Below are 26,682 nucleotides of genomic sequence, written 5' to 3' on the forward strand. Positions count from 1 at the left end.
GTGATAGACTGGCTCGGATGGGTCACCCAGGGGAGCGCCACGGACTTCCGCACGGCGGTCGTGGCGCTCCTGCTGGCGTTCGGGCTCGGCCAGGCGGTCGCGCTCGTCTACATGGCCACATTTCGCGGGCTCTCCTACTCCCGCTCATCCGTGCACAGCATGGCGATGGGCAGCGTCATCACCTGCATGCTGATGCTCTCCGTGGGCAGCAGCATCGCCGCCGGCATCGGCGTCGCCGTGGGCCTGAGCGCGGTCCGGTTCCGCACGACGATGCGCGATCCCCGCGACGTCATGTTCGTCTTCGCGGCGCTCGGCGTCGGCATCGCCTGCGGGCTCCAGGCGGTCGGCGTGGCGCTCGGCGGGACCGCGATCTTCGCCGCCGGAACCTTGCTCCTCCATTTCACCGGCTGGGGCTCGCGACGACAGCCGGATGGCCTGCTCCGCTTCACCGCGCCCGCCGTGCCCGAGGTGGAGGACGCGCTCGCGAGGGTGCTCCGCGCGCACTGCCGGACCTTCTCCCTGGTGACCCTCCGGGAGGCTGCGCAGGGGACCGTGATGGAGCATGCTTACCAGATCACCGTCCTCGCGCCCGAGCTGCGCTCGGCGCTCGTCGCGAAGCTCCAGGCCATCCCGGGCGTGCAGGACGTCTCTCTCATGCTTCAGGAGCCGACGCTGGATCTCTAGCGGCCGAGGTCCATCGCGGAGGATGCCTGTCGGTCACGCCCTCGTGGGCCCTCTCGCTTCGTTGACGCAGCCGCCGTCGTCATCACCGCGCAAGGATCATCGATGTACAGCTACCCGCGACTTCGCTCGGCGCTCCAGGACGCCGCCCCCGCGATCACCTTCGTGCTCACGCTCGGAGCCGCCCTGTGGCTCCACCTGGGCAGCGGCCCGCACGGGCGGGTCTTCGGCTACGCGGAGGCGCTGCCCGAGGTGCTCTCGCCGGTCGAGACCGCCCGGGTGGCTTCCATCGAGGTGACCGTCGGCGAGGAGGTCGAGGCCGGGCAGATCATCGCGACGCTGGACACGTCGGTGATCGACGCCGAGATCGCCGTCGCCAAGGCGGAGAAGACCCAGGTCGAGGCCGATCTGAACATGGAGCTCGCCGTCCTCGAGCAGGAGCTCGACACGAACCGCGAGACGGTCGAGCGCCACCTCGCCATCCACCGCGAGGAGCAGCGCCGGGCGGTCGCCGAGGCCAAGGTGCTGGACAGCGAGATCTCGCGGATGAAGGCGCTCGTCGAGAACCGGCAGGCGGTGCTCGACGACCTGACGAAGCTCGACCTGCAGCACGCGACGGTCGCGGCGATCGCCAGCGAGAAGCCGCGGACGCTGAGCGTCCTCACGGAGCAGCTCAAGGCGACGGAGCGGCGGCGGAACGGCCTCCGGGATCGGACGTCGGGGCTGACGGCGAAGCTCGACGCCGACGTGCGCGTCGCGACGGAGAACATCGCGATGCTCGAGCAGCGGCGCGCGAGCTACGTGCTGCGCGCCGCGAACGCGGGGCGCGTCACCTCCATCGACAGGCAGCCCGGCGACGTGGTCCCGGCCGGGATGCCCCTGGTGCAGCTCCTGAGCGCGCGCACGGGCGCGCGCGCGGTCGCCTGCGTCCCCGAGCGCTTCGCCCTCGGCGTCAGCGACGGGGACGCAGCCAAGCTCTACGTCCGGGGCCAGCTCAGCGACCCGATCCCGGGCACGGTCATCGCGGTGGGCCCGCTCGTCTCCCAGCTCCCGCCGCGCTGCTGGCTCACGCCGGAGATCCCCGCGTGGGGCCGCGTGGTCACCATCTCGCTGGACGCGCCGATGGCGCTCGTCCCCGGCCAGGCCTTCGACATCACGTTCGACGCGCGCCGCGGCGCGGCGGCCGCCCAGCCGCCGCCGAAGCCCACCGCCACCACGCCGAAGCCCGGCGCCGCGCCCAAGGCCGGCGCCGTCGCGGCGCAGTCCCCCATGAAGGTGCCCCCGACCCTGGCGCGCCGAACGCGCTTCGAGCCGTCCGGCGTCCTCGCGCGCCCCGGCGAGTCCCGGTACCTCCTCGTCAGCGACGACACGGGCCACGAGCAGAACAACGAGGGCGCGCCGTGGCTCTTCGCGATGTCCGCGGGCGGCGCTGTCGCCGCGGATCCGGTGCCGGTGAGCGGCGTCGACGAGCTGAGCGACGTCGAGGGGATCGCGGCCGGGGACGCGGGCGAGATCTACCTCCTGTCGTCGCAGAGCTACAGCAAGAAGGGGAAGCGCAAGCCGGAGCGGACCGCGCTCCTCCGCCTCCGCCAGGAAGGCCAGGGCTTCCGCGTCGACGGCGGGATCCACCTGGCCGAGGTCCTCGACGCGGACCCCGCGCGCGCCGCGGCGCTCGGCCTCCCCGACGGGACGCGGGCGCTCGACGTCGAGGGCCTCGCCTTCCGGCAGGGCGCCCTGTACCTCGGGCTGAAGGCGCCGCTCGACGCGCAGGGCAACGCGATGATCTGGCGGATCGGCTCCCCGAGCGCGCTGTTCGGCGGGGAGGGGGCCGCGGCGGTCGAGGCCGCGAGCGCGAAGAAGAAGCATCGGATCGCGGCCGAGGCGGCGCGCTTCGACGCGGCCCGCGTCTCGCTGTGGGCGCGCGCGCGCGTCGACGTGGAGGTCGCCGGGAAGCCCACGCCGGGCGGCATCTCGGAGCTCGTCTTCATGCCGGACGGCGCGCTCGCCATGACGTCCACGCCCTCGACGGCGGACGGCGACGCCGGCGCGCTGTGGCGGGTGGATCGCCCCGAGGGCGGCGTCCTCTCGCCGCGCCTCGTCCAGCGGTTCCCGGGGCTCAAGCCCGAGGGGATCACGCCGTCGCTCACGCCGGGCTCGCTGACGATCGTGTTCGACGCCGGCAGCGCCATGCCCTCGTTCGAGGAGCTCTCGTGGGGCCCGTGAGCCAGCGCCGCCGCCGCGCGGCGATCCCCGTCATGTTGCTCTGCGCGGCCCTCTCGGGCTGCTCTTCCCCGCCGAGGCCGGCGGCGTCCGACCGCGCGATCGCCCTCTACCGCGAGGGCCGCGCGCCCGCCGGCGCGCCGGCGCTCCACCGCGCGGGCCCGGGAGGCGCGGCCAGCGCGGCGCCGCTCGCGATGACGGTGGAGGACGCCGTCGCTTGGGCGAGAGACCACAGCGCCGAGCTCGCCGCGCAGAACGCTCGCGCCGAGGCGGCCGCGGCGCAGGTCGACGCGGAGGACCACCTCGAGAACCCGGAGCTCCGCATCACGAACATCGAGCTCCAGCGCATCCGCGAGCGCGAGCCGCGCGTGAGCACCGCGCTCCGCTTCCCGGTGACCCGCCCTGGCGAGGTCGACGCGAACGTCGCGGAGGCGCGCGTGGACGAAGCCAAGGCGCTCGCCGATGCGCGCGAGATCGAGATCGCCCTCGAGGCCGACGTCCGGTTGCTGTTCGACGAGGTGCTGCTCTTCGACGCCGAGATCGAGGCCGCCGACGCGGTGGCCGAGGCGCGAAGATCGCTCGCCACCTGGATGAAGGGGCAGCTCGCCGCCGCGCGGACGACGGCGGTCGACGAGGCGATGACGGAGCTCACCGCCGTCGACGCGGAGCAGGACGGCGTGGATCTGCGCGCGCAGCGGAGCGCGGCGCTCGCCGCGCTCCTGTCGCGCATGGGGCTCGATCCCGCGGTGCCCGTGCGCCTCCTCGGCGCGCCGAAGAGCGCGTGGCCTCCCCCGGAGCTCCCCACGGAGGAGCAGGCCGTCGAGCTCGCGCTCAAGCGCCGCCCCGAGATCGAGCTCGCGGCCGCGCAGGGCGACGCGGCGGACGCGGCGCTCCACGCCGAGCGCGCCGCGCGGTGGCCCTGGCTCTCCTTCGTCGAGGTCGGCTACGACTTTCGGCGAGAGAACGAGCTCGGCCTCGGGTGGACGTTCGGGCTCGGCGTCGAGCTGCCGCTGTTCGACACGCACCGCCCGGCCGTCGCCGCGGCGGACGCGGCGCGCAAGGCGGAGCAGCGCTCGCTCGGCGCCGCGGTCGAGCTCGTGACGCGCGAGGTGCGGACGAGCCTGGCCGAGGCCCAGGCCACCCGGGCCCTCGTGACCGAGCTACGGCGCCGGATGACCCCTGCCGCCGAGCGCGCAGGCGTCGAGGCGCAGCGGGCGATCGAGGGCCGCAACGTCGACGTGGGGCGGGCGCTCGAGGTCGACGAGCGCCGCGTGCGCCTGGAGCTCCGGCTGCTGCGCTTCGTGCGCCGCTACTGGACCGCGGTCGGCGAGCTCCGCCACGCCGTCGGCGGCCGGCTCCCCGCCGAGGCGGGCGACCATCGCCGGAAGACGGAGAGTAGGAGAGATGCTCCACAGTAGGCCGGGAACGATGCGCTCCTTTCATGCGCCCGCGGTCCTCGCGCTCGTCGCGGCGAGCCAGGGCGGCTGTGTGCCCCTCGACCCGGGCAGCGACGTGGTCTTCGATCGGACGGCGCTGCACGAGATCGCGATCACCATCGACGAGGCCCACCTGGGGCAGCTCCGCACGGACCTCGACAACCGCGTCCCGTGCACCATCGTCTACGACGGCGACGTCGTCAGCGGCGCTGGCATCCGGCAGAAGGGCAACTCGGCCGTGGATCTGTCCGAGAAGCCGAGCTTCAGCGTCAAGTTCGACGAGTTCGATGAAGAGGCGAACCTGCACGGGCTCAAGAAGCTCCTGCTGAACAACTCCAAGCAGGACCCGAGCTTCCTTCGCGAGCAGATCGGCGAGGTTCTGCACGACCGCGCCGGCGTGCCCGCGGCGCGCACCGCGCACGCGGTGGTGAGCGTCAACGGCGTGGACAGGGGGATCTACGTCGTCACCGAGGCCATCGACAAGCGGTTCCTGCGGCTGCACTTCGGCGAGGTGAACGACGAGGGCGCGCTCTACGAGGGCCCGTGCTGCGGCGACTTCGCCGAGGACATCGACGCCGTGGAGCTCGACGGCGGAGATGACGGCGGCGGGGCAGAGCTCCGCTCGCTCGCCGCCGCCATCCAGGACGCGCCGGACGAGCAGCTCGCCGCGGAGGTGAGCGAGCGCCTCGACCTGAGTCGGTTCCTCACGACCTACGCCCTCGAGGCGCTGCTCGGCCACTGGGACGGCTACGCCTACCGGGCGAACAACTACTATCTGTACGAGAACCCGGCCGACGGGCGCTTCGTGTTCATCGCCCACGGGATGGACCGCATCCTGGACGACCCGCATTTCGACACCGAGACGGAGCCCGTCGCCGTGCTCCCGCGCCGGATCCGGGAGATCCCGGCGCTCGACGAGCGGTATCGCGCCGAGCTCGCGCGCGTCGTGAGCGCGGCGTGGGACGAGGGCGCCGTGCTCGCGGCCATCGATCAGGCGGAGCAGGTGCTCGGCAAGGCCAGCGCCGGCGACGCGACTCGAGGTGACCTGAGCGAGTTCAAGGCGCACGTGGGCGCCCTGCGCAGCGACCTCACGCTGCGCCGCGCGCTCGTCGATCCCGCGATCGTCTGCGGCGACGGCGACGTCGCGGGGCTCGAGACGTGCGATGACGGCAACACGGCGGCTGGCGACGGGTGCAGCGCGAGGTGCCGCGTCGAGCCTTGATGGGAGCCGGGCTCGGCCCTCAGCGCTGCAACCGCGCTGAACCAGATCCTCGGATTGGCATCCGAGCGCGCCAGCGCTCAAACACTACCGCTCACCTTCGCTGCGCGGGTGCTGCCGTCGACCGATGACTCGATCGTATACAGCGCTCCATGGAAGGAGATGCTCCCGTCCTCGCTCAAGCTTCCGCCGCGCAGCACGTTGGCGGCGCTCTCGTACAGAAGAAAGGGCGAGAGGCCGACGGGCAGCTCGCTCGCGAGCGTCCAGGTGCCCTCCTCGCCGCCAGAGGCGATCACGAGGTACTGCTGAGCGCCGGACGCGTCGACGAGCACGCCGAGCGTCGAGCCGCTCCGGTCGCGGGACGTCGCGCGGAAGTTGAGGTGGGCAGCGGTGGCGAGCAGGGTGGCGGAGGTGACGGGCTTCTGGGAGGTAGACATGGCTGTGTTGCACGACTCGGTTGCTAGCTCAGCGACAAGTTCACGGTTCCGTGTCATGCCGGAGATGGATGTTGTCCTCGCTTCCGGCCGCCACGGTCCAGCCTCTCACTTACGGACCGAACCCGCCGATCGAGCTCTTTGGCTGCCAGAAGAGCCCATCGTACTTCCGGGGGGATCCCGAGCGGTCCAGCCGCTGGAACGTCTCGCCCAGCTTGAGGTTCCGCTGGCGGTCGCGATCGAACGGACCGTGCGAGCCGTCCGCCGGCTCGTACAGGGACTCGCTCCTGCCGTGCACCTGGAAGCGCCAGCAGAGCCTCTGTTCCACGCCATCCACGACCCGCGATAAACACGCTTTCATGGCGACCACTTTCCTTGCGCTCAGCCGCACGGACGCGGAAGGCACGCCGGGCGCGCGCTTCCGCATGTGCATGCAGGAGCTGCCTCGAGCGGCTCTTTACGGCCTTGCCTGTCGCTCGAGCCCAACGGGTTCAGGCGGCATCGCGATCGACTTCGCTGCGCGAGCGTCCAGCTTCGCTGCGCAAGCGTCATCATGTACCAGAGAACGCGCCGCGGCACCACGAAAGTTGATGAGTTAGAGGCCGATCTGGCCGATGCGGGGCTTTTCACGATCCTGCGCTTCGGGGGCATCAGCGGCCAGAGACGACTGTGGACCGCCTCGGCAGGCGCGGGCGCGGGCTCCAGGCGGGCGATCTGATAGGCCGGGTCGACCTCGAACCAGCGCACCGCGAAGCTCGGGCTCATCGAGGACTCGTGGCGGTCGTTGTGGGAGAGCTCGCCGAGCGTCACGCTGTCGAGGGCCGGCGTGTCGCGCGAGCCGTCGTCGTCGTTGAAGCTGAAGTCGCCGTAGCGGTGGCCGCACGAGCTCACGATGGCGCCGTGCAGCGGCCCCATGGTCCAGCGGCCCTCTCGCCTGGCGCGGCGCTCACGCGCACAGGCGTGCGGCTCGGGTGTCTCGAAGACAAAATAAACGCGGCGGGCCTTCATGGCCCGCCGCGATGTTCCGACGCGACGAAGGAGCGATCAGTAACGACCGCGACCGCCGCCGCCGCCGCCACCGCCGCCTGCCTGACGCTCCTGCGCCTCGTTCACCTTGAGCGAGCGCCCATCGAGCATCATGCCGTTCAGCTGCGAGATGGCGTTGTTCGCCGCCTGGGCCGAGCCCATCGTGACGAACGCAAACCCGCGCGGCTGGCCGGTCTCCCGATCGGTCGGCATCGAGACCTCACGGACCTCGCCGCTGCCAGCGAACGCGGCCTCGAGGGACTCGCGGGTGGTGCTGTACGAGAGATTGCCGACGTAGAGACGATTACCCATGACACGTTACTTTCACGGCTTGCAGCTGCGCTCGTGAGCGCTCTTCGCCTGCCATTCGATGAAGCCGTCGCGGATCGAACGGGGACGTGCCGCGCAGCGAACCCGCGCAGGCACACGGTGCGTCGTCCAGTCATCCGCGCGAGCAACGATCTCCCTCGCGTGGAGAGAGAGAGAACGCATCGTGTCGAGAGCCAGTGACGTCGTGAGGGGCCCAAGTTACTCCCTTGGGGCACCAACAGCAAGCGGTGTCTCAGCGATCTTTTCTCTTTCTTTCCGCCCGCAGCGGCAACCTGCGCGCGTTCGCGGGATGCGCGCGGGATGCGCGCGGGATGCGCGCGGGATGCGCGCGGGATGCGCGCGGGATGCGCGCGGGATGCGCGCGGGATGCGCGCGGGATGCGTCCGGGGGCGCTCAACAACGTCTGCCGGCGGACGAGCTGGATGCGCGCCGCACGGCACTGTCAGCGGCCTCTCACGCGGCCAGGGAGCCGCCGTCGACCGGACGTTCACGTCGGCGGCTGACCGCGCGGTCCCATCGCCGGGCGCGGAGCCGCCGCCGGGGTGAGGCTACGCCGCCCCCGTGCTAAGGGGCCGCCATGCCGAACACAGCCGGCGACATCGACGTGGAGGCGCTGAACGACCGCCTCGCGCGGGAGCACCCGATCGACGACTACTACGACCGCGCCCCGCTGCCGATCCGGCTCATCGAGCGCGAGCGGCTCGCCATCATCCGCGGCATGCTCGGCGAGTGCGCTGGCCTCGACCTCGCGGAGGTCGGCTCGGGCGGCGGGCACGTGCTCCGGATGTTCCCGCGGGCCCGCATCACGGCGATCGACGTCTCCGACGTCTTCCTCGACACCGCCCGCAAGAACCTCGCGGGCTACGACGCCCGCTTCCTCAAGGGCGAGGTCGACAAGCTCGACCTCCCCGCCGCGAGCTTCGATCGCATCGTCTGCACCGAGGTCCTCGAGCACACCGTGGATCCCGCCGCCGTCCTCGCGGCCATCGCGCGCCTCTTGCGCCCCGGCGGCGTGGCCGCGATCACGGTGCCGAACGACCCGCTCATCGGGCGGCTGAAGGGCATCGTCCGCCGCACGCCCGTCGGCTACCTCCTGCGGGATCGCATCCAGTGGGGCGGCGACGCCTACCACCTGCACCAGTGGACCCCCGACGAGTTCGGCCGCCTCCTCGGCCGCCATTTCCGCGTGACCGAGCGCCGCGCGGCGCCGCACGGCGCGCTGCCGATCCGCGCGTGCTTCCGCTGCGTTCCCCGGTGACTCCTCCCGCGCGCCCGGGCCGCCCAGCGCGCCCCTCGCCCTGCTGTGGTGTCTCCTTCAAGGCAAGATAGGCGAACACACCATGTCCGAACCCCGAACCGAGCGTGCTCCGGAGGCGCCGATCGAGCTCTCCGTCCTCGTGCCCTGCCTCAACGAGGAGCTGAACATCCCCGAGCTCACCGACCGCATCCTCGGCGTCTTCCGCGAGGGGGCGCTCACGGGCGAGCTCATCCTCGTCGACGACGGCTCGACCGACGGCACCGCCACGACGATCCGCGCGCTCATGGCCGCGCACCCCGGGCTCGTCGTGGGGTGCTTCCACCCGCAGAACCGCGGCATCACGGCGGCGTGGCGCACCGGCGCCGCCGCCGCCCGCGGCAAGCTCGTCGCCACCATCGACGCCGATCTCCAGTACCAGCCCGAGGACCTCCTGCGCCTCCGGCGGGAGCTCTACGAGCACAGCGTCGATGTCGTCCAGGGCTGGAGGAGCGCCGTCGGGCGCCGCAGGGACCGCCGGTACCACCTGAGCCGCGGGTTCAACACGCTGCTGAACACCACCTTCGGGATGTCGCTCCAGGACAACAAGAGCGGCTTCGTGATGTGCGCTCGAGAGGTGTTCCAGGATCTCCTGACGTACAAGGGCAGCTATTTTTACTGGCAGTCCTTCGTCCTGGTCGCCGCCCACGCGAAGGGCTACTCGTACAAGGAGGTCGAGACGCTCTTCGAGCAGCGCCGGCAGGGCGTCTCCTTCCTCGACGGGGCCGCGGCGCGCGCCGTGGTCAAGTCGTTCTACGACCTGGGCAAGGCGAGCTGGGAATACCGCGTGGGCCGGAAGCCGGCGGACATCGCCACGCAGTACCTCCGCCGCAACCCGGTGGTCGACCGCTCGCCGGAGCGCGACCCGCTCTCCACGGCGAGGTGGCGCGCGTACCTGGCCGCGTTCAACCACACCCACTGGATGATCACGCGCGACGTCGAGCACTACTACGAGACGCTGCGCAGGACGCAGTGGCTCGCGCCGTCGCAGACCCGCGAGCTCCAGGACGAGAAGCTCCGGCGGCTGCTCCGCCACTGCTACCGCAACGTGCCCTACTACCGCGCTCGCATGCAGGAGCTCAAGCTCCGGCCCGAGGACATCCGCGGCCAGGAGGACCTCCACAAGCTGCCGTTCCTCACCAAGGCGGATATCCGGCGCCACCTCTACTTCGACATCATGTCGGAGAACCACGACAAGTCGCAGGTCCTCAAGATCACGACGAGCGGCTCCACCGGCGAGCCCTTCGTCTGCTACGCGGACCGGGCTCAGCTCGAGTTCCGCTGGGCGGCGACGCTCCGGGCGCAGGAGTGGACGGGCTACCGCTTCGGCGACCCCACGGTGCGGCTCTGGCACCAGACGATCGGCATGACGACGTGGCAGGCCGCCCGCGAGCGCGCGGACGCCGTCCTGTCCAACCGCACGTTCATCCCGATCTTCGAGCTGTCCGACGACAACCTGGGCGAGATGATCGCGAGGATCGCCGGCGCGCGGCCGGTGCTCATGGACGGCTACGCCGAGGCGCTCGATTTCCTGGCCCATTACGTCAAGAGCACCGGAAAGGTCGCGGCCCGGCCGCGCGCGATCATGTCGAGCGCGCAGACGCTGCCGCTGCCGAGCCGCCGGCTCATCGAGGAGGCGTTCGGCTGCAAGGTCTTCGACAAGTACGGCAGCCGCGAGTTCTCGGGCATCGCGTACGAGTGCGACGCGCACGAGGGCCACCACGTCGTGGCCGAGGGGTACATCGTCGAGGTCCTGCGCGACGGGCGCCCCGCCGAGCCGGGGGAGATCGGAGAGGTCGTGATCACCGATCTCAACAACTTCTGCATGCCGTTCGTCCGCTACCGCATCGGCGATCTCGCCGAGGCGATGTCCCCGTCCGCGCCGTGCCCCTGCGGCCGCGGGGCGCCGCGTATCGGCCGCATCGAGGGGCGCGTCCAGTCCATCATCCGCGGGACGGACGGGCGCTATCTGCCCGGCACGTTCTTCGCGCATTACCTCAAGGAGTTCGATTACGCGATCAAGCGCTTCCAGGTGGTGCAGGAGGAGCGCGACGCCATCACCTTCCGCGTGGTCAAGGGCGGGCGGTTCTCGCAGCAGGTCCTGGACGAGGTGCTCGCGACGTTCCGCCATCACCTCGGCGAGCGGATGCGCATCGACGTCGAGTTCGCCGACGACATCGCGCTCGTCCGCACGGGCAAGCACCTCGCGAGCGTCTCGCGCCTCAACGTCGATTTCCAGCGCGCCGCGCCGGCGGAGATCCTCTCGTCCGGCCTGAACGGCGCGGGCGCTTGACCGGGGGCTCCCGATGACAGCGACGAGCCGCCGCGTGGTGACGGTCTCTCGGCCGGGCGTGACCTACGGGGGCAGCGCGCCCTATGGCCCGCCGAGCCCGGTCTACGAGGCCGTCGAGGCGCTCTTCCGCCGGCTCGGCCTCGACGCGGCCCGCGCCGGCACGCCCGCGTGGAACCCGCTCGGCGACCTGATCGCGCCGGGGGACCGCGTCGTCGTCAAGCCGAACCTCGTCTCCTCGAAGAACCTTCACCAGAAGATCACGGGCGAGCGGCTCGCCGCCTCCAGCACGCACGGCTCGCTGCTCCGGCCCGTGCTCGACTACGCGCTCCGCGCCGCCGGCCCGCGCGGGAGCGTGCGCGTCGTCGACTCCCCGGTCGAGGGCTGCGAGATCGAGAAGGTCGCCGGCCCGCTCGGCATCTTCGACGTCATCGATCACCTCAGGACCCAGGGGCATGACGTCGATTTCATCGACCTGCGGTATTTCCGGATCGCGCCGGTGTTCGCGCTCGACGACGTGCGCCGCTTCGGCCGCTCCTGGAACCTCGGCCTGCTCCTCCGCCGCCGCCTGCCCGGCGATCCGCGGGGCTACCGGGTCGTCGATCTGGGCTCGAGCAGCTTCTTCGCCGGCGCGGGCGCCCCGCGCAGCGCCGCGCTCCGCTTCCACCGCAGCCATTACGCGACGCCGGTGCCGCACCACGCAGGGCAGCGGCACGAGTACAGCATCCCCCAGACGCTCCTCGACGCGGATGTCGTCATCAACCTCCCCAAGCTGAAGACGCACAAGAAGACGGGTATCACGCTGTCGCTGAAGAGCGTGATCGGCCTGACGAACGAGAAGTACTGGCTCCCGCACTTCACCGAGGGTGATCCATCGGTCGGCGGCGACGAGTTCGATCGGCCTCAAGGCCTCGGAGACGCGGTGGAGAACAAGCTCAGCCGGTTCCCGCTCCCCGGCGATCACTCGCTCGTCGCGCGCGCGCCGCGGCTCGGGGCGCCGCCGAAGGTCATCGATGGCAGCTGGGAAGGGAACAACACGCTCTGGCGGACGATCCTGGATCTCAACCGTATCCTGTTCTTCGCGGACCGCGGCGGCGCGCTGCGCGGCGAGCCGCAGCGGCGGTACCTGACGATCGTGGACGGCATCGTCGCGGGTGAGGGCGAAGGGCCGCTCGGGGCGACGCCCGTGCGCGCAGGGCTCCTGCTCGGCGGGTTCGATCCGGGCCTCGTCGACGCGATCGCCTCGCAGGTGATGGGCTTCGATCCGGCGCGGATACCGCTCGTGCGGGAGTCGCTGGGCGGGGTGCTGCTCCCTGGCAGTCGCCTCGACGAGGTAGAGCACATCGTCGACGGGCCCGCGCCGACCCACCGGTTCAAGCCGCCCCGCAGCTGGCCGTCGCTGCTGCCGGACGCGGCCGGCGCGCCGCGCGTCACGGTCGCTCCGCCGCGGGCGCGAGCGTCCGGTGAATCGCGTCGATCGCGAACGTGACGTAGGCCCGCCCCTCGGACCGATCGAACCCCTGGTTCGAGAGGTGCTGGTGGAACGGCCGGAAGTGTAGCGCGCCGAGGAAGAGGTCGGCCGCGTGCTCCGGGCGGACCGGGCGCAGGAGGCCGCGGGCGATCGCTCGCGAGAACCACGCGACCACCTCGCGCCGCGCGCGGACCGGCGGCAGGTCCTCGCGCCGGTCGGCCATGGACTCGACGTGCATGCCGGCCGAGCGGAGCACCGCGAGGCACGGCACGATGCGCTCGAGGTAGGCGGAGAGCTCCTCGGCGAGCTCGAGCAGCTGGATCCGCGCGTCGCGGTCGTCCGGGCCCGCCCGCGCGCGCGCCATCCACGGCGGCTCGAACGGCGGCAGCAGCGCGGCGCGCAGGAGCTGCTCCTTGGTGCCGAAGCGCTGGAACAGCACCCCGTGCGAGACGCCGAGCCGCTCCGCGATGAGCGTCGTCGAGACGCCCGCGCCGTGCTCCAGAAAACACGCGCGTGCCTCGTCGAGGATCTGCGCGTCGGTGATGTTACGCGGCCTTGCCATTCATAAGTATCATGATACTTACTGCGTGACGTCACAATGACTTTCAGGTGACGGTCCAGCGGACGCTGTCGGCGCGAGCGAGGCGCTGCCCGGAGGGCGGGCGAGCGCCGGGGAGCGCGCGGCGCGGCGGAAGCAGCCTTTCTTGGCCGAAGGAGATGCCTGATGCTTGTTCATCGCTTGAGCCAGCTGTCCCGAGCCGACCTCGCCAGGGCGGGCGGCAAGGGCGCCAACCTCGGTGAGCTGATCCAGCTCGGGCTGGCCGTGCCTCCCGGGTTCGTGGTGAGCGCTGACGCGTACGCGGAGCAGGCGCGCGCATGGGGGCTCGCCGAGCGCCTCTCGGCGCACCTCGCCGCGAGCCGCTGGGAGGCGGCGGCCTCGGAGGCCGCGGAGCTCTTCGAGCGGGGCGCGATGCTGCCCGCGATGGAGAGCGCGGTCCGAGACGCGTACCGCGAGCTCGGCGCGCCGCCGGTCGCGGTTCGCTCCTCGGCGACGGCGGAGGACCTCGCCGACGCCTCGTTCGCGGGCCAGCACGAGACGTACCTCGACGTGGCGGGAGAGGACGGGCTGCTCCTCGCGCTGCGGCGGTGCTGGGCGTCCCTCTGGAGCCCGAGGGCCCTCGGCTACCGGGCGGCGCGGGGCATCGATCACCTGGGGGTCAACATCGCCGTGGTGGTGCAGCGCATGGTCCCGGCCGACTTCGCCGGCGTCCTGTTCACCGTCGACCCGGTGGCCCAGCGCGCCGACCGCATGCTCCTGGAGGTCGCCCCGGGCCTCGGCGAGGCCGTGGTGTCAGGACACACGACCGGCGACGTGTACCGCCTGCGGCGCGCGCCGTTCGCCGGGGCCGCGGCGCCCGGCCAGGACCGACCGAACGGGGCCGCGGGCCCCGGGACGAACGACCTCGCGATCGACGACCGCGACCGCCGGGAGGCCGGCCGTCCCGCGCCGAGCGACGCGCTGGTGCTCGATCTGGGCCGCATCGGGCTCCGCCTCGAGGCCCACTTCGGCTGCCCGCAGGACGTGGAGTTCGCCTTCGCCGGGGGCTCCATTCACCTCCTCCAGTCGCGCCCGATCACCACGCTCGGCACGGCCGAAATCGAGCCCCTCCCTCCGCCCCCGCAGCTCAACCGCATGCAGCGAAGGATGCTCGAGGCCAACGACAACGACCGGTTCCCCGTCGCCCCCAGGCCGCTCGATCAATGGGGCTTCCGGGCGACGCTCCCCGCGCTCGTGCGCATGGTGCGCTTCCTTGGGCTCGACGTGGACGAGGCCGAGGAGCGCGCGTGGGTCGACCAGGTGTGGCGCCCGATCTTCGTCCCACCGCGGGCGCGACCCACCCTCCGGTTGCTCCGGCTGCCGCAGAAGGTCGCGGCCAGCCTGCGCGACGACGCGATGGCGTGGTGGGAGGGCGACGGGTTCAAGCGGCTCCAGGAGGCCTGCGCGCCGGTCGATCTCCGCGCGCTGGACGACGCCGCGCTCCTCCGCCGCGCCGACCGGATCACGGAGACCACGACCGCGGTCCTGGGCGAGCGGTTCGAGAGGAGCGCCAGCCAGCTGGCCGCGATCGCCCTCCGCGTCCCGGTCGCCGTCGCCGTGGGACCGAAGCGGGCAGCGACCGTCATGCGCGACCTCGTCTCGGGCCTGCGCACCCGGACGTCCGACGTGAACCTCGCGATCTTCCACCTCGCGCGCAGGGCGGTGAGCGCCGGGCCGGAGGTCGCCGGCGCGATCCGGGAGGGGCGCCCGGAGGCCCTCCGCGAATCGGAGGCCGGCCGGGCCTACCTGGCCGAGGTCGACGCGTTCCTGGACGAGCATGGGCACCGGGAGAGCACCGGTCTGTACCTCTCGGCGCCGACGTGGCGGCAGGATCCCGCGCCGCTGTGGGGGCTCCTTCGCGGCCTGCTCGACGTCGCCGAGCCGCCGTCCGAGGAGGCCGGGCTCGCGCGTTACCGGGCCGCGCTCGAGGAGGTCACCCGCGCGCTTCGCCTCGTGCCGGGTCTGCCCGACGCGTTCCGCCGCACCCTCGAGCGGCTGCGGAGCGCGATCGTGTTCCGGGAGCGCACGCACTTCGATCTGGTGCGCTCGTTCTCCGCGCTGCAGGCGATCGTGGCCGAGATCGCGCGTCGCCTCTGCGAGCGCGGGCGCCTGCCGCGCCCTGACGACGTCTTCTACCTGACGGAAGCCGAGCTCCGGGGGTGGCTGGAGGGGGCGGCGCCGTCGCTCGACGAGGTGGAGCGGCTCGTTCGACGGCGGCGCGCGACGTACGGGGTGGTCAACGCGAGGTGGCAGAAGACGTCGTTCGGGGCGGGCGCGGGAGGCGCCTCGGGCGACGAGCTCCGCGGCATCGGGGCGTCGTCCGGGGTGGTCCGCGGCAAGGCGCGCATCGTGCGGGACGAGCGGGAGTTCGAGCGGCTGAAGGCGGGGGAGATCCTGGTCTGCCGCTACACGAACCCCGCGTGGACGCCGCTCTTCACGCTGGCCGCGGGCGTCGTGACGAACGTCGGCGGCGCGGTCTCCCACGCGGCCATCGTCGCGCGCGAGTACGGGATCCCGGCGGTGCTGGGGGCTGCCGGGGCGACCGAGCGCATCACGGATGGCCAGGAGATCCTCGTGGACGGGACGGAGGGCCGGGTGGCGCTCCTGCGCCGGGGCGACCGTCAGGACGGCGCGGGCGAGCTCGCCCGTGCCTGAGCCTTCGTCGCGCCTGCCGGTGCGGCTCCTCGCCGCCATCGCCCTCTCGACGGCGCTCGCGCCGCTCAACTCCACGATGGTCGCCGTGGCGCTGCCGGAGATGTCGCGCGCGCTTCGCGTCGACTCCGGCGCGCTCCGGCAGGCGCTCGTGACGAGCTACCTGCTCACGAACATCGTCCTGCAGAGCCCCGGTGGGAAGCTCGGAGATCGCCTCGGCCACCGGCGCGCGCTCGGGCTGGGCCAGCTCCTCCTGGCGGTCGGGGCCGCGCTCGCCTACCTCTGGCCGGTGCTCCCGGTGCTCGCGGCGTCGCGCGTCGTGATGGCCGCGGGCGGCGCGATCGTGGTCCCGAGCGCGACGGCCATGCTCCGCACGGAGCTGCCGCCCGAGGTGCGCGGGCGCGCCTTCGGCGCCTTCGGGGCGGTGATGGGGCTGTCGGCGGGCACCGGACCGACGATCGGGGCGCTGCTCGTGGGGACCTTCGGGTGGACCTCGATCTTCCTCGCGAACGTCCCGGTGCTGCTCCTCTCCGCCGCGCTCGCGCACATCGGCGGGCCGCCGCGCCCCGCGGCCGTGACGCCTGCCGCGCCGCGACCGCGGTTCGACGTCGTGGGCTCGGTGCTGCTGGGTGGGTCGCTCATCGGGCTCGTCCTTGGCCTCGAGGCCGCGCACCTCCGCTGGGCCGCGGTGCTCGGCGCGCTGGGCCTTGTGCCCTTCGTGCTCTGGGAGCGGCGCGCGGCGGACCCCGTCATCGACTTCTCCCTGTTCAGGCGGCGCGCGTTCCTCGGCGGCAGCCTGCTCATCGCGCTCCAGAACTTCGCCATGTACGCGACGATCTTCGAGCTGCCCCAGGTGGCGGGGCGGCTGTTCCACGTCGGGCCGCGCGACGTCGGCACGACGCTGCTGGCCATGATGGGGACGATGGTTGTCGTCTCGCCCCTCGCGGGGCGCGGCGCCGATCGCTTCGGGCCGCGCGCGCTGGCGCTCGCCGGCTGCTCGCTCGCCCTGGCCGGCATGCTCCTGCTCGCGGTGCGGCCGCTGGGCGCGCTCACGGACGCGATCCCCGCGCTCGTGATGCTCGGCGCCGGCCTCGGCCTGACGTCCGCGCCGTCGCAGTCCGCGGCGATGAGCGACGTCCCGCGCGAGAAGAGCGGAATGGCCGCAGGCCTCACATCGACGATGCGCTACATGGGCGGCATCGTCGGCCTCACCGTGCTCGGCCTCGTCCTCACCGACCGCCCGGCGGCCGATGTGGTGAACCGCGAGCACACGATGGCCACGTCCATCTTCGGCGCGGCGCTGCTCCTGACGATCGGCTGCGCCTTTCTCCTTCCCGGCCGCGCCGCCGCCCCGGTGGCAGCCGCGGGGTCACGGTAGAGCGTTTCACGAGGAGGCCAGTGCGGAGATGAACGAGATCTCTGGATCTCGCGCCTAGCGCACAGGCGCAGCGGCACAACCCGTCACGAATTTGCGCCAAGATGCGCCGCATTCCGCCGCGCTCCGCGCCTGTGCGCGCGAGCCGCCCGGAGGAGGATCGCGCGCCGGTTTTTGTTTGACGCCAGCAATGTGAACGCTCACAATGTCCCAGGTATCCTTCCGCTTTGCCCTGGGAGGCCGCCATGCGGCGCCGGGCCCTTCGTCCTCGTGCACATCCACCTTGAAGGTCGGGCTCTGAGGAGCTCGCTGCCCAACTGGGCATCCCTCTGGAGACCAGCATGATCACTCCCTTCGATTTGCACCGTCAGACCCTGACTCCTTCCCGCTCCCTCCTTCGTCTCTCTGCCCTCGGCTGTGTGCTCGCCGCGCTCGCCGGTTGCGCCAGCGACACGGGGGACGAGCAGCCCACCGGTGGTGGTACGGGTGGCTCGGAGAACCCGACGACGAGCGCCAGCAGCACGACAGGCGCGGGCGCGAGCACGAGCACAAGCGGCACGGGTGGATCAGGCCCCGGCACGAGCACGAGCACGAGCAGCGGAAGCGACCCGGGCACGGGCGGCGACCCGACGGGTGGGACCGGGGGGAGCGGCGGCGCTCCGGGGGACGGCGGCGGCGGCGCAGGCGCGGGCGGCTCGCCCGTGACGTGCGACCTGCCCACCACGTTCAAGTGGAAGTCGGGGCCTCCGGTGATCGGCCCCAAGCCGCCTGCCGGTCGCACCTTCGCCTCCGTCAAGGACCCGACGATCGTGTTCCACGACGGCAAGTACCACGTATTTGCCACCGTGTTCGACACGACGGGCAACGGGGGGTGGAGCTCCGTGTATTTGAACTTCACCGACTTCGCTCAGGCGAACTCCGCGCCGCAGCAGCACATGGCGAACTGGCCCACCGGCGGCACGGTCGCGCCCCAGGTCTTCTATTTCCGGCCGCACAACAAGTGGTACCTCATCTACCAGTGGAACGGCAGGTACTCGACCAACGACGACATCAACAACGTCAACGGCTGGAGCCGGCCCCAGTCGCTGCTCAAGGGCGAGCCAGGCCAGATGGGGAACACCCTTGGCGCGCTGGATTTCTGGAACATCTGCGACGACAAGAACTGTCATCTGTTCTTCTCGCGGGACGACGGGAAGCTCTACCGCTCCAAGGTCAGCATCGATAAATTCCCGGCGTTCGATGGGTACGAGGTCGTCATGACGGCTCCCAGCTCGGGGCTCCTGTTCGAGGCCAGCAACGTCTACAAGGTGGATGGCACGAACAAGTACCTGCTCCTCGTGGAGGCGTTCGACAACAGCCCTCGCTTCTTCAGGTCGTGGACCTCCGAGAGCCTCGACGGCCCCTGGGCCCCCCTGGCGGACACCAAGCAGAAGCCCTTCGCCGGCCCTGCCAACGTGACGTACGAAGGCGGGGACTGGAGCGACGACATCAGCCACGGTGAGATGATCCGCTCCGCGAACGACGAGCGAATGACCATCAACGCGTGCAACATGCAGTTCCTCTACCAGGGCAGGGATCCGAACGTCGGGGGGGATTACGGCAAGCTGCCGTACAGGCTGGGTCTGCTCACGCTCGAGAAGTGACTTCCCGCCCCTCCTCGATCTCTCGGGAGGGACGTCCAGGCAGAAGCGCCGATCTCCCGATCGGCGCCTCCCCGGCGAGCCTGGGCCGACATCGGCCAGGGTCGGAATGGGGGCAAACCATCGATGCGTCCGGGGCGCCGCCCGCGCAGGATCCGCGGCCTGAATCCAGGGGATCGCTGGACGAACGGCATTCTCCGTCTATCCTTGAGCGGTGCGCTCGGGGGAGCTCTTGGGGGGGCGCTTCCGCGTCGAAGCGCTCGCGAAGAGCGGAGGCATGGGCGCGGTCTACCGCGCCTGGGACGTCACCACCGGAAGGCGGGTCGCCGCCAAAGTGCTGCACGATCCGTCGCCGCACCACCTCGCGCGCTTCGCGCGGGAGGCCGAGCTCCTCGCCCGTCTCGCACACCCCGGGATCGTCCGGTACGTCGCCTACAGCGCCGCGCGCGAGAGCACGCCCTTCCTGGTCATGGAATGGCTGGAGGGAGAGGACCTCTCCCGGCTCCTCTCGCGCCGGCGGCTCTCGGTCGCCGAGACAGTGGAGCTCGGGGCGCGCGTCGCCGCGGCCCTGGGCGCCGCCCACGCGCTGGGGATCGTCCACCGCGATCTCAAGCCGGCCAACATCTTCCTCGTCGACGGGCGGATCGAGGAGCCCAGGCTCCTCGATTTCGGGGTCGCCCGCCTCCCGGACATGGCGCCGATCACCGGCGCCGGGATGCTGGTCGGCACGCCCGACTACATGGCCCCGGAGCAGGCCCGCAGCGGCGATGAGGTCGGCGCGCCCGCCGACATCTTCTCGCTCGGCTGCGTGCTCTTCCAGTGCGTCACCGGCGCGCCGCCGTTTCAGGCCGATCACCTGGTCGCCCTCCTCGCCAGGATCATCTTCGACGATCCGCCGCACCTGTCCGAGCGCTGCCTCGGCGCGCCCCCGTGGCTCGACGCGCTCGTCTCGCAGATGCTCGAGAAGGATCCGGCGCGGCGCCCGCGCGACGGGGCCGCGGCACACGCCGCGCTCGCGGCGCAGGAGGTCCACGGCGAGGCGATCTCGGGACCGACGAGCTCCGCCCTCACCTGCAGCGAGCGCCGCTTCCACGGCGTCGCGGTGATCGGCCGCGCGCCAGCGTCCGCGCAGGACGCCACCCTCTCGGTCGGCGAGGCGGATGCCGACGCCGGCGCGCTCCGGGAGGTCGCCGCCCGCTTCGAGGGGCGCCTGGAGCTGCTCGCCGACGGTACGGCGGTGCTCATCGTCGGCCGCCCGCACGTGCCCACCGACGTCGCCGCGCAGCTCGCGCGCTGCGCGCTGGCGCTGCGGGAGCGCGTCCCCGATCGCCCGATCGCGATCACGGTCGGCTGGGGCGAGCTCGGGCGCGGCCTGCCGGTCGGCGACGCGATCCAGCGCGCGGCGGGGCTGCTCCGGAGCGCGGGCCGCGCGGGCGCGCCGCAGATCCTCCTCGACAAGACCACCGCCGGGCTGCTCGAGGCCCGCTTCGAGGCCGCGATCACCGCGTCCGGCGCCGTCGAGCTGCGCGGCGAGCGCAGCGCCGCCGAGCCGTGGCGCCCGCTCCTCGGCAGGCCCACGCCCTGCGTCGGCCGCGATCACGAGCTCCGCCTGCTGGAGCAGACCTTCGCCGCCTGCGCCGGCGAGCCCGCCGCCCGGGCGGTGCTCGTCATCGGCGCCGCGGGCATGGGCAAGTCCCGCCTGCTCCAGGAGCACCTCGCGGCCCTCCGGCGCGCCGGCGCGCCCGCGGAGATCTGGGCGGGGCTCGGGGATCCGCTGCGCGCGGGCTCCATCGGCGGCCTGCTCGCGGAGGTGATCCGGGGCGCGGCGGGGATCAAGGGCGGCGAGCCCATCGAGGAGCGGCGCGCGCTCCTCCGGGCCCGCGTCGCCCGCCGCGCGCCCGAGGCGGAGCGGCGCCGGATCGAGGAGTTCCTCGGAGAGCTCGCCGGCGTCCCCTTCCCCGACGAGGACAGCCTCCCGCTGCGCGCCGCCCGGCAGGATCCCGAGCTGCTCGGCGAGCAGATGCAGCGCGCGCTGCGCGATTTTCTGCGCGCCGAGTGCGCGGCCCAGCCGGTGGTGCTCGCGCTGGAGGACGTGCACTGGGCCGATCGCGCCTCGGTCGCGGCCATCGACGCGGCGCTGCGCGAGCTCGCGGACCAGCCGCTCGTCGTGCTCGCCACGGCGCGCCCCGAGATCAAGCAAGCCTACCCCGATCTCTGGGGCGAGCGCGGGCGGCAGGAGATCTGGCTCAGGCAGCTCTCGCCGAAGGCGTGCGCGCAGCTCACGCGGGAGGCGCTGGGCGGCGCGGCCGGCAGGGCGCTCGTCGATCGTCTGGTCACCCAGTCCGAGGGCCAGCCCTTCTTCCTCGAGGAGCTGATCCGCGCGACGGCGGAGGGCCGGGGCGAAGCGATGCCCGACACCGTGGTGGCGATGGTGCAGGTCCGGCTGGAGGCGCTCCCGCCCCCTGCGCGCCGGATCCTGCGCGCCGCCAGCGTGCTCGGCGAGGTGTTCTGGCGAGGCGCCGTCGCCCACCTGCTCGGCGGCGACGCCGCGCTGCTCGCGGATCACCTCTCCACGCTCGTCACCGGGGAGCTCTGCGTCCGCCGCCGCGAGAGCCGCTTCCTCGGCGAGGAGGAGTACTGCTTCCGCCAGGCGCTCCTGCGCGAGGGCGCCTACGCGCAGCTCACCGAGGACGATCGAGCGCTCGGCCACCGCCTCGCCGCCGAGTGGCTCGAGGGCGCGGGAGAGGCCGATCCGCTGGTGCTCGCGGCGCACTGCGAGCGCGGCGGCCTGACCGCCCGGGCGGCGTCGCTGCTCGTCCGAGGCGCCGAGCTCGCGGCCGCGCGCCGGGCCTACCTCGACGCCGAGGGCTGCTACGGGCGCGCCGAGGCGCTGGTCGGCGCGCTGCTCCCTGCGGCGCGCCACGCGCGGGGCCTCGCTCGCTTCCGGCTCGGGCGCCACACCGAGGCCCTCGCCGACCTCGCCGCGGCGCGCGAGGAGGCGGCCGAGGCGTCGGAGCCAGGGGCGGAGATCGAGCTCCTCCTCGATGAGGCCATGATCCTCGACTGGACGGGCGAGTACCGGGCCGCGAGCGAGCGGGTCGAGGCCGCCGAGCGCCTCGCCGACTGGGTGGACTCCCCCCTGCTCGGCGCCCGCCTGCTCCTCGGCGTGGGCCGCTCGCTCCACCGGGACGACCGCGAGGACGAGGCCGCCATGGTGCTGTCGCGCGCCGCGGAACAAGCCGCGCGGCTCGGCGACGAGGGCTATGAGACACACATCATCGCCCGGCTGCTGCTCGGCTTCATCCTGGCCAGCCTCGGCCGGGTCGACGAGGCGGCGCGGGACCTCGACGCGGTGATCCTCAGCTGCGAGGAGCGCAGCGATCTCATGCACCTCGGCGCAGCGCTGAACAACCGCGCGCTCGCGCGGGCCCTCCAGGGCGACCGCGCCGGGATGATCGCCGACCTGGAGCGCACCATCGCGCTCGGGCACGACCTCGGCCAGCCCGCGTTCGAGCTCGTCGGCCGCTACAACCTCGCCGAGTACCTGTATCTGATGGACGATCTCGAGGCCGCGGCGCCCCACGCGCGCGCCGTCCAGGCGATGGGGCCGCGCTGCGACGAGCACCACGCGCCGATCGCCGTGGCGCTCCTGACCGCGCGCCTGCGCCTCTACCAGGGCGACGAGGCGGGCGCTCGCGGGATCGCCCTGCGGCTGCGCGCGGCGCAGGAGGAAGCCGGCGGCGACGCGCTGAAGCCCTCGGAGGACGTGCTCTGCTCGATGATCGAGCTCGCGACGTGCGGCGACGACGGCGCCGCGTGGGCCGCGCTCGAGGAGCGCTCCGCGCGCTGCTCGGTAGGGCAGGAGCGGATCGAGGTGCTCGAGGCGCGGGCCCTCGCCGCCTTCCGTCGCGGCCGGTACGTCGATGCCCGGTTGCAGATCGAGCGCGCCCTCGCGGCCGCCTCCACCACGCCGACCGTCATGGGCAGTCGCCTCCGTCGCTGGCACACGGAGCTGACGGCGCTGTCAGAATCGGACGCCCCGGACAACCACCCTCGTCGCCGCTGAATCACCTTGCACGGGCGTGATAATGCGAAAAGATAGAATACTGAGCCCATAGTCAACCTATGGGCGATGTTGGTGAGCCCGCGCTCGCGCGCCGCGCGCAGGGAGCCGCCGGGTATGCGCCAGAAATGGGGGGGGGGGAACCCATGTCGCTCAAGGAGAGATTCATCGTGCTTGTCTGGGCTGGGGTGCTGTCGGGCTGCGCCGCGGAGGTGGGGGACACCGAATCGCTGGATGAGCTCGTGGGGGAATCCCAGGGAGCCCTTCTGGGCGGCAACGCGCTCAGCGCGAACGCCCTGAACCTCAATGCCTTGAACCTCAACGCCTTGAACCTCAACGCCCTGAACCTCAACGGTCTCAGCGCGCAAAACCTCGCCGCGATCCGGGATCCCGGCCCGAGCGGCGCGCTGGCGCGCGAGTTCATGCGGTATGCGACGAGCTGCGCCCTGAGGAGCACGGAGTCCTTCGCCTTCTCGTGGACGGACTCCAAGGGCACCGTCCACAACGAGCGCTACCCCGGGCTGCTCGGCGCCGCGCCCGCCTGGGCGACCGGGCCGCTCGACGAGCTCGGGCAGCGCATGGTCTCCAGCTGCGTGGCGGCGCGCGTGAACTACTATCAAATACCGGTCCTCCTCTCCGCCCGCTCGCTGCGGGATCCGCTGAAGACGCTCTCCTCGAGCCAGGAGCTCGTCGACTATCCAGATGTCGAGGGGGCCTTCTGGGGCAACCTGTTCGCGGCGCAGCCCTACCTCAACGCTTGCTACAACAGCGCGACGGTCGACAACTCGCGCTCCTACCAGCGCGACTGCGCCGCGGGCCACCTGCTGTCCGACGGCCAGCTCGTGGGGTGCGGGGTGATCCGCATGGTCGGCCCCTGCAGCCGGGTCTGCCAGACCCTCAACGGGGCCGGCCAGTACTACCCGTCCTGTGTCGACCGCCCCGGCCAGAGCACAGCGACCGTCAAGGAGGTGATCACCACCGCCTTGCCCTGACCGGCGCGCCCTCAAAAGGCGCCGACCTCGCCGAGCAGCGTCCCGTTCTCGATCAGGTCCACATGGCCCCGAGGGGTCGACTCGCCCGCCGCCCAGCGCGATTCGAAGGAGAGCTCGAATGCGCCGCCGCACCCGGCGCAGCTGTCCCCCGATCCGCGGCCGGCGTACACGTCCGGGAACGGGCTCTCGTCGAGGCGGTACGCCGCCACGGCCGAGACGGTCGACATGACCCGCGGCGCGGCCGAGCCGCGACAGCGATTGAAGGCGCACTGGCTCGACGTCGCCGCGGGCCGGCAGCGCCGCGGCGATCCGGGGCTGTACTCCTACAACCTCGTCAGCGTCGCGCGCGGCGATCTCGCGCGGCTGCGGGCCTTGCACGTGCGGTATTTTCACGAGCTCCGGCAGATCGTGTCGGATTCGCGCGAGCCCGATTGCGTCGCGCTGGTCGCGATGCAGCTCTTCGAGCTGGGCGCGTGAGGCGCGAACCGGGCAGAGAAAGATGTTCTGTCGATCCGAGGCAGGCAGGTCCCGCAGCCGGGGCATGCGGGCTCCCGCGGGCAGACGCCGTACTTTACAGACCCGAAGGACCTTGAGCCCGCCCCTCGCGGTCGAGCCGCCTCCGCCCTAGATTCGGTGCGCTGACAGCCAATTCGACTGCCAGGGCAGACGATCCGCTCGAAGGAGGAGAATCGCGATGCGTCGTACTATGCCGACCCTCACGGGAAGCCTGATCGCAGGGCTCGCGCTCGGCGTCATCACCTGCATTTCGTCGACCGCGCTGGCCGGGCGCCCCGTCGCCCAGGTCCTCGCGGCGGATCGCCTCGCAGCCAAGGAACCCGGCGCCACGGCGGAGAATGACGAGAACCGGACCATCACGATCGGCGGCATCGGCGAGGTCGCGCGGCCTGCGGATTCGATGCGCACGAGCATCGGCGTGGAGGTGCGCGAAAAGACGCTCGGGGCCGCGCGCGACAAGGCCGCGGGCAGGTCGCAGGCAGTGCTCGCCGCCCTGCGTGGCCTCGCTATCCCAGGGCTGGAGATCCGCACGGTCGACATCTCGCTCTCGCCGATCCGAGAGTCGCGCGTGGCGAATGAGGAAATCACCGAGCCCAGGATCATCGGCTATTCGGCTTCCAGCCAGCTCTCCGTCGCGCTGCGGGGCGCGTCGCCGGCCGAGCTCCAGGCCGCAGGCTCGAGGATCCTCCAGGCCGCGCTCGCCTCGGGCGCCAATGACGTCGGCGGGCTCGAGTTCTTCTTGAACGACCGCACCGAGGCGCGCCGCAGCGCCCTCGCGGCCGCCGTGCAGGACGCGCAGGCGAACGCCAAGGCGGTGGCCAAGGCGGCGAACGTCAGGATCGTCGAGCTGCAGTCGATCTCGGTCGTTCAGCAGGAGCGTTATGGATTTGCGCAGCAGATGAAGGGGCTCGGAGGCGCGGACGGCTTCCCCGTCGAGCCCGGAAACATCCGTGTCACCGCTGCGGTGACGGTCCGTGTGGCGTTTGCCCCGAGCCCGTGAGCTCAGGGCGGCGGCCCGCAGGCGGCGCTCGCAAACGCAGCTCGGGGCGTCCTCACGGCATGCCCGTGAAGAAGTCGTACATCGCCTCGATGGCAAAACACGGAACGCCGTGGCTCGTGTTGCTGTACGCGGGATCGTCGTGTGAGCACCAGATCGTCGGCTCCGAACAGCCGCTGTAGGAGATGCAGCCGGGGTTCACCGCTTTGCCGCTGCTCTGGCAGCCCATCACCTGGGAATACGGCGTCGAGCTCATCTCGCACCCGTTGGCGGTGCGGAACCTCGCGACCGTGCTCGCCCCGTCTCCCCCGCGGACCGTGTCGTTCTGGCCCTGGATGTACATCACGGGCGTGGGCACCTGCAGCGCGCCGTAATCGGAGGCCGCGACGGGCGCGACCGCCTTGAAGTTCATGTGCTCGGCGTCGGACTTGTGCGCCAAGATCTGCACGATCATCTGCGCGCCGGAGCTGTGGCCGGTGGCGAACACGCGGTCCATGTCGATGCAGTAGCTGTCCATGAGGTCGTCGTAGATCCGCAGGACCTTGGCGATGTCGTTGTTGTAGTTCCAGCATCCGCCCCCGTCCGACGACCTCCCCACGGCGCGCACGTACTCCGTCTCGAAGGCCGACCCTCGCGTGAGGTTGATGAACTGGTCGATCGGGTTGCCGCAGGCGTGGAAGCCCATCAAGAGGGGGAGAGGGGTCTTGCCATCGTAGCTGTCCGGGAACGTGTAGATGTGATCGCCGTCGACCTTCACCGTTCCGCTCTCGGGCCGCCCCGACTTGCCGCAGCCTGGGCTCGGGTTGCCCGCCGGCGATTCCGTGCCGCCGGTCCCCATGCCACCGCTCCCGGCCTGCGGTCCGCCCCCGGTCGAGCCACCTGTCGTGCCGCTGCTGGAGGAGCTGGCTTCATCGCTCGTTCCCCCTGTCGAGGTGGTCTCCCCGCTGCTCGCAGACGTGTGGGCCCCGCCCGCGCCGCCCGTGGCCTGACCGGCTCCGCCGCCGCCCGTGCCGGACGAGCCTGTCTCGGACGAGCAAGCGAGAAACATCAAGGCGACGACAGGAAAAGAGGAACAAACAGCTAATCTCGGCATCGTCTAGACCCTCTCGTGATCGCCCGATCCGTCAATCCGCGCTCGCCGCGCGCCGATCCTGCGATGATCTCGGGCGAGGATGCGCCTCACCTGGGGGCACCAGCCCGACCGTCACGGCGGACGCGCAGGAGTGACGAAAGGCCCGGTGCGCACGGCACGCCTGTCCGTGGCAAAGCGGAAGAAGGATCGACGGGTCGACTGTGAACGCTCACATTGCCGGCGTCAATCAAATTGGGCCGGCGATAGCGCTGGCCGCGTTCGAGCTGCCCGATCAGGAGGTGGAGGCAGGGGCGCGCTCAAGGCACCGTCGACTCCCACGGCAACGCGCCATGGGAGTTCGACGCGCAGGGGCCCT

General features: G+C 71.9%; 21 protein-coding genes. 14 read left to right on the forward strand and 7 right to left on the reverse strand.

Features of this window, described 5'->3' with window-relative positions; all coding sequences use genetic code 11:
* The 4 genes from WME82_RS42205 (at position 1) to WME82_RS42220 (ending at position 5,559) form a co-directional block, all read left to right on the forward strand.
* Positions 1-684 (forward strand): DUF4956 domain-containing protein, encoded by a 684-nt coding sequence (locus tag WME82_RS42205; RefSeq protein ID WP_437742182.1) that lies wholly within the window; start codon positions 1-3, stop codon positions 682-684.
* 102 nt (positions 685-786) lie between these two features.
* Positions 787-2,904: an HlyD family secretion protein gene (locus WME82_RS42210; RefSeq protein WP_438039937.1), complete on the forward strand. Its 2,118-nt coding sequence runs from the start codon at positions 787-789 to the stop codon at positions 2,902-2,904.
* On the forward strand, positions 2,892-4,319 hold the full coding sequence (locus tag WME82_RS42215) for a TolC family protein (protein ID WP_438039938.1): 1,428 nt from the start codon (positions 2,892-2,894) through the stop codon (positions 4,317-4,319). Before WME82_RS42210 ends, WME82_RS42215 begins: the two co-directional genes overlap by 13 nt.
* A 10-nt stretch (positions 4,320-4,329) precedes the next feature.
* Positions 4,330-5,559, forward strand: coding sequence for a CotH kinase family protein (locus WME82_RS42220; RefSeq protein WP_438039939.1), 1,230 nt, complete (start codon positions 4,330-4,332; stop codon positions 5,557-5,559).
* A 77-nt stretch (positions 5,560-5,636) separates the two neighbouring features.
* On the opposite strand, the gene WME82_RS42225 is transcribed toward WME82_RS42220, so the two are convergent.
* The 4 genes from WME82_RS42225 to WME82_RS42240 form a co-directional block, all read right to left on the reverse strand.
* The gene (locus WME82_RS42225; protein WP_438039940.1) at positions 5,637-5,993 is read right to left on the reverse strand and encodes a hypothetical protein; all 357 of its coding nucleotides are present in this window, start codon (positions 5,991-5,993) and stop codon (positions 5,637-5,639) included.
* 109 nt (positions 5,994-6,102) lie between these two features.
* Positions 6,103-6,351 (reverse strand): hypothetical protein, encoded by a 249-nt coding sequence (locus WME82_RS42230; RefSeq protein ID WP_437742187.1) that lies wholly within the window; start codon positions 6,349-6,351, stop codon positions 6,103-6,105.
* 20 nt (positions 6,352-6,371) lie between these two features.
* On the reverse strand, positions 6,372-6,998 hold the full coding sequence (locus WME82_RS42235) for a hypothetical protein (protein WP_438039941.1): 627 nt from the start codon (positions 6,996-6,998) through the stop codon (positions 6,372-6,374).
* Positions 6,999-7,034: 36 nt separating this feature from the next.
* On the reverse strand, positions 7,035-7,328 hold the full coding sequence (locus tag WME82_RS42240; protein WP_438039942.1) for an RNA recognition motif domain-containing protein: 294 nt from the start codon (positions 7,326-7,328) through the stop codon (positions 7,035-7,037).
* Positions 7,329-7,923: 595 nt separating this feature from the next.
* Here WME82_RS42240 and WME82_RS42245 point away from each other — a divergent pair.
* The 3 genes from WME82_RS42245 to WME82_RS42255 all read left to right on the forward strand — a co-directional run bounded on the left by WME82_RS42245 (position 7,924) and on the right by WME82_RS42255 (position 12,419).
* Positions 7,924-8,604 (forward strand): methyltransferase domain-containing protein, encoded by a 681-nt coding sequence (locus WME82_RS42245; RefSeq protein ID WP_438039943.1) that lies wholly within the window; start codon positions 7,924-7,926, stop codon positions 8,602-8,604.
* An 82-nt stretch (positions 8,605-8,686) separates the two neighbouring features.
* Complete coding sequence (locus tag WME82_RS42250; protein ID WP_438039944.1) at positions 8,687-10,933, forward strand: glycosyltransferase; 2,247 nt, start codon at positions 8,687-8,689, stop codon at positions 10,931-10,933.
* 34 nt (positions 10,934-10,967) lie between these two features.
* Positions 10,968-12,419 (forward strand): DUF362 domain-containing protein, encoded by a 1,452-nt coding sequence (locus WME82_RS42255; RefSeq protein WP_438039945.1) that lies wholly within the window; start codon positions 10,968-10,970, stop codon positions 12,417-12,419.
* Here the strand turns inward: WME82_RS42255 and WME82_RS42260 are convergent.
* A complete protein-coding gene (locus WME82_RS42260; protein WP_437742193.1) occupies positions 12,361-12,963 on the reverse strand; it encodes a TetR/AcrR family transcriptional regulator in 603 nt (200 codons plus the stop codon). The genes WME82_RS42255 and WME82_RS42260 overlap by 59 nt on opposite strands.
* 162 nt (positions 12,964-13,125) lie before the next feature.
* On the opposite strand from WME82_RS42260, the gene WME82_RS42265 reads away from it, so the two are divergent.
* From WME82_RS42265 to WME82_RS42285, 5 genes are all read left to right on the forward strand, one after another.
* Positions 13,126-15,654 (forward strand): PEP/pyruvate-binding domain-containing protein, encoded by a 2,529-nt coding sequence (locus WME82_RS42265; protein WP_438039946.1) that lies wholly within the window; start codon positions 13,126-13,128, stop codon positions 15,652-15,654.
* On the forward strand, positions 15,647-17,029 hold the full coding sequence (locus tag WME82_RS42270) for an MFS transporter (protein WP_438039947.1): 1,383 nt from the start codon (positions 15,647-15,649) through the stop codon (positions 17,027-17,029). The genes WME82_RS42265 and WME82_RS42270 overlap by 8 nt, the downstream gene beginning before the upstream one ends.
* A gap of 338 nt (positions 17,030-17,367) precedes the next feature.
* Positions 17,368-18,669 (forward strand): non-reducing end alpha-L-arabinofuranosidase family hydrolase, encoded by a 1,302-nt coding sequence (locus tag WME82_RS42275; RefSeq protein ID WP_438039948.1) that lies wholly within the window; start codon positions 17,368-17,370, stop codon positions 18,667-18,669.
* Between the two features lie 274 nt (positions 18,670-18,943).
* On the forward strand, positions 18,944-22,732 hold the full coding sequence (locus tag WME82_RS42280; RefSeq protein WP_438039949.1) for a serine/threonine-protein kinase: 3,789 nt from the start codon (positions 18,944-18,946) through the stop codon (positions 22,730-22,732).
* 167 nt (positions 22,733-22,899) lie between these two features.
* The gene (locus WME82_RS42285; RefSeq protein ID WP_438039950.1) at positions 22,900-23,721 is read left to right on the forward strand and encodes a hypothetical protein; all 822 of its coding nucleotides are present in this window, start codon (positions 22,900-22,902) and stop codon (positions 23,719-23,721) included.
* A gap of 11 nt (positions 23,722-23,732) precedes the next feature.
* Here WME82_RS42285 and WME82_RS42290 read toward each other — a convergent pair whose 3' ends face one another.
* A complete protein-coding gene (locus WME82_RS42290; RefSeq protein ID WP_438039951.1) occupies positions 23,733-23,948 on the reverse strand; it encodes a hypothetical protein in 216 nt (71 codons plus the stop codon).
* Here WME82_RS42290 and WME82_RS42295 point away from each other — a divergent pair.
* Positions 23,947-24,198 carry a hypothetical protein gene (locus WME82_RS42295; RefSeq protein WP_438039952.1) on the forward strand — a complete coding sequence of 84 codons (252 nt, stop codon included), beginning with the start codon at positions 23,947-23,949 and terminating at the stop codon, positions 24,196-24,198. The two genes, WME82_RS42290 and WME82_RS42295, sit on opposite strands and share 2 nt — an antisense overlap.
* A 217-nt stretch (positions 24,199-24,415) precedes the next feature.
* Positions 24,416-25,237: an SIMPL domain-containing protein gene (locus tag WME82_RS42300; RefSeq protein WP_438039953.1), complete on the forward strand. Its 822-nt coding sequence runs from the start codon at positions 24,416-24,418 to the stop codon at positions 25,235-25,237.
* Positions 25,238-25,289: 52 nt separating this feature from the next.
* On the opposite strand, the gene WME82_RS42305 is transcribed toward WME82_RS42300, so the two are convergent.
* The gene (locus tag WME82_RS42305; protein ID WP_438039954.1) at positions 25,290-26,282 is read right to left on the reverse strand and encodes an alpha/beta hydrolase family esterase; all 993 of its coding nucleotides are present in this window, start codon (positions 26,280-26,282) and stop codon (positions 25,290-25,292) included.
* Positions 26,283-26,682: the final 400 nt, after the last annotated feature.

It is taken from the genome of Sorangium sp. So ce128 (assembly GCF_051525245.1).
GTDB lineage: Bacteria > Myxococcota_A > Polyangia > Polyangiales > Polyangiaceae > Sorangium > Sorangium cellulosum_B.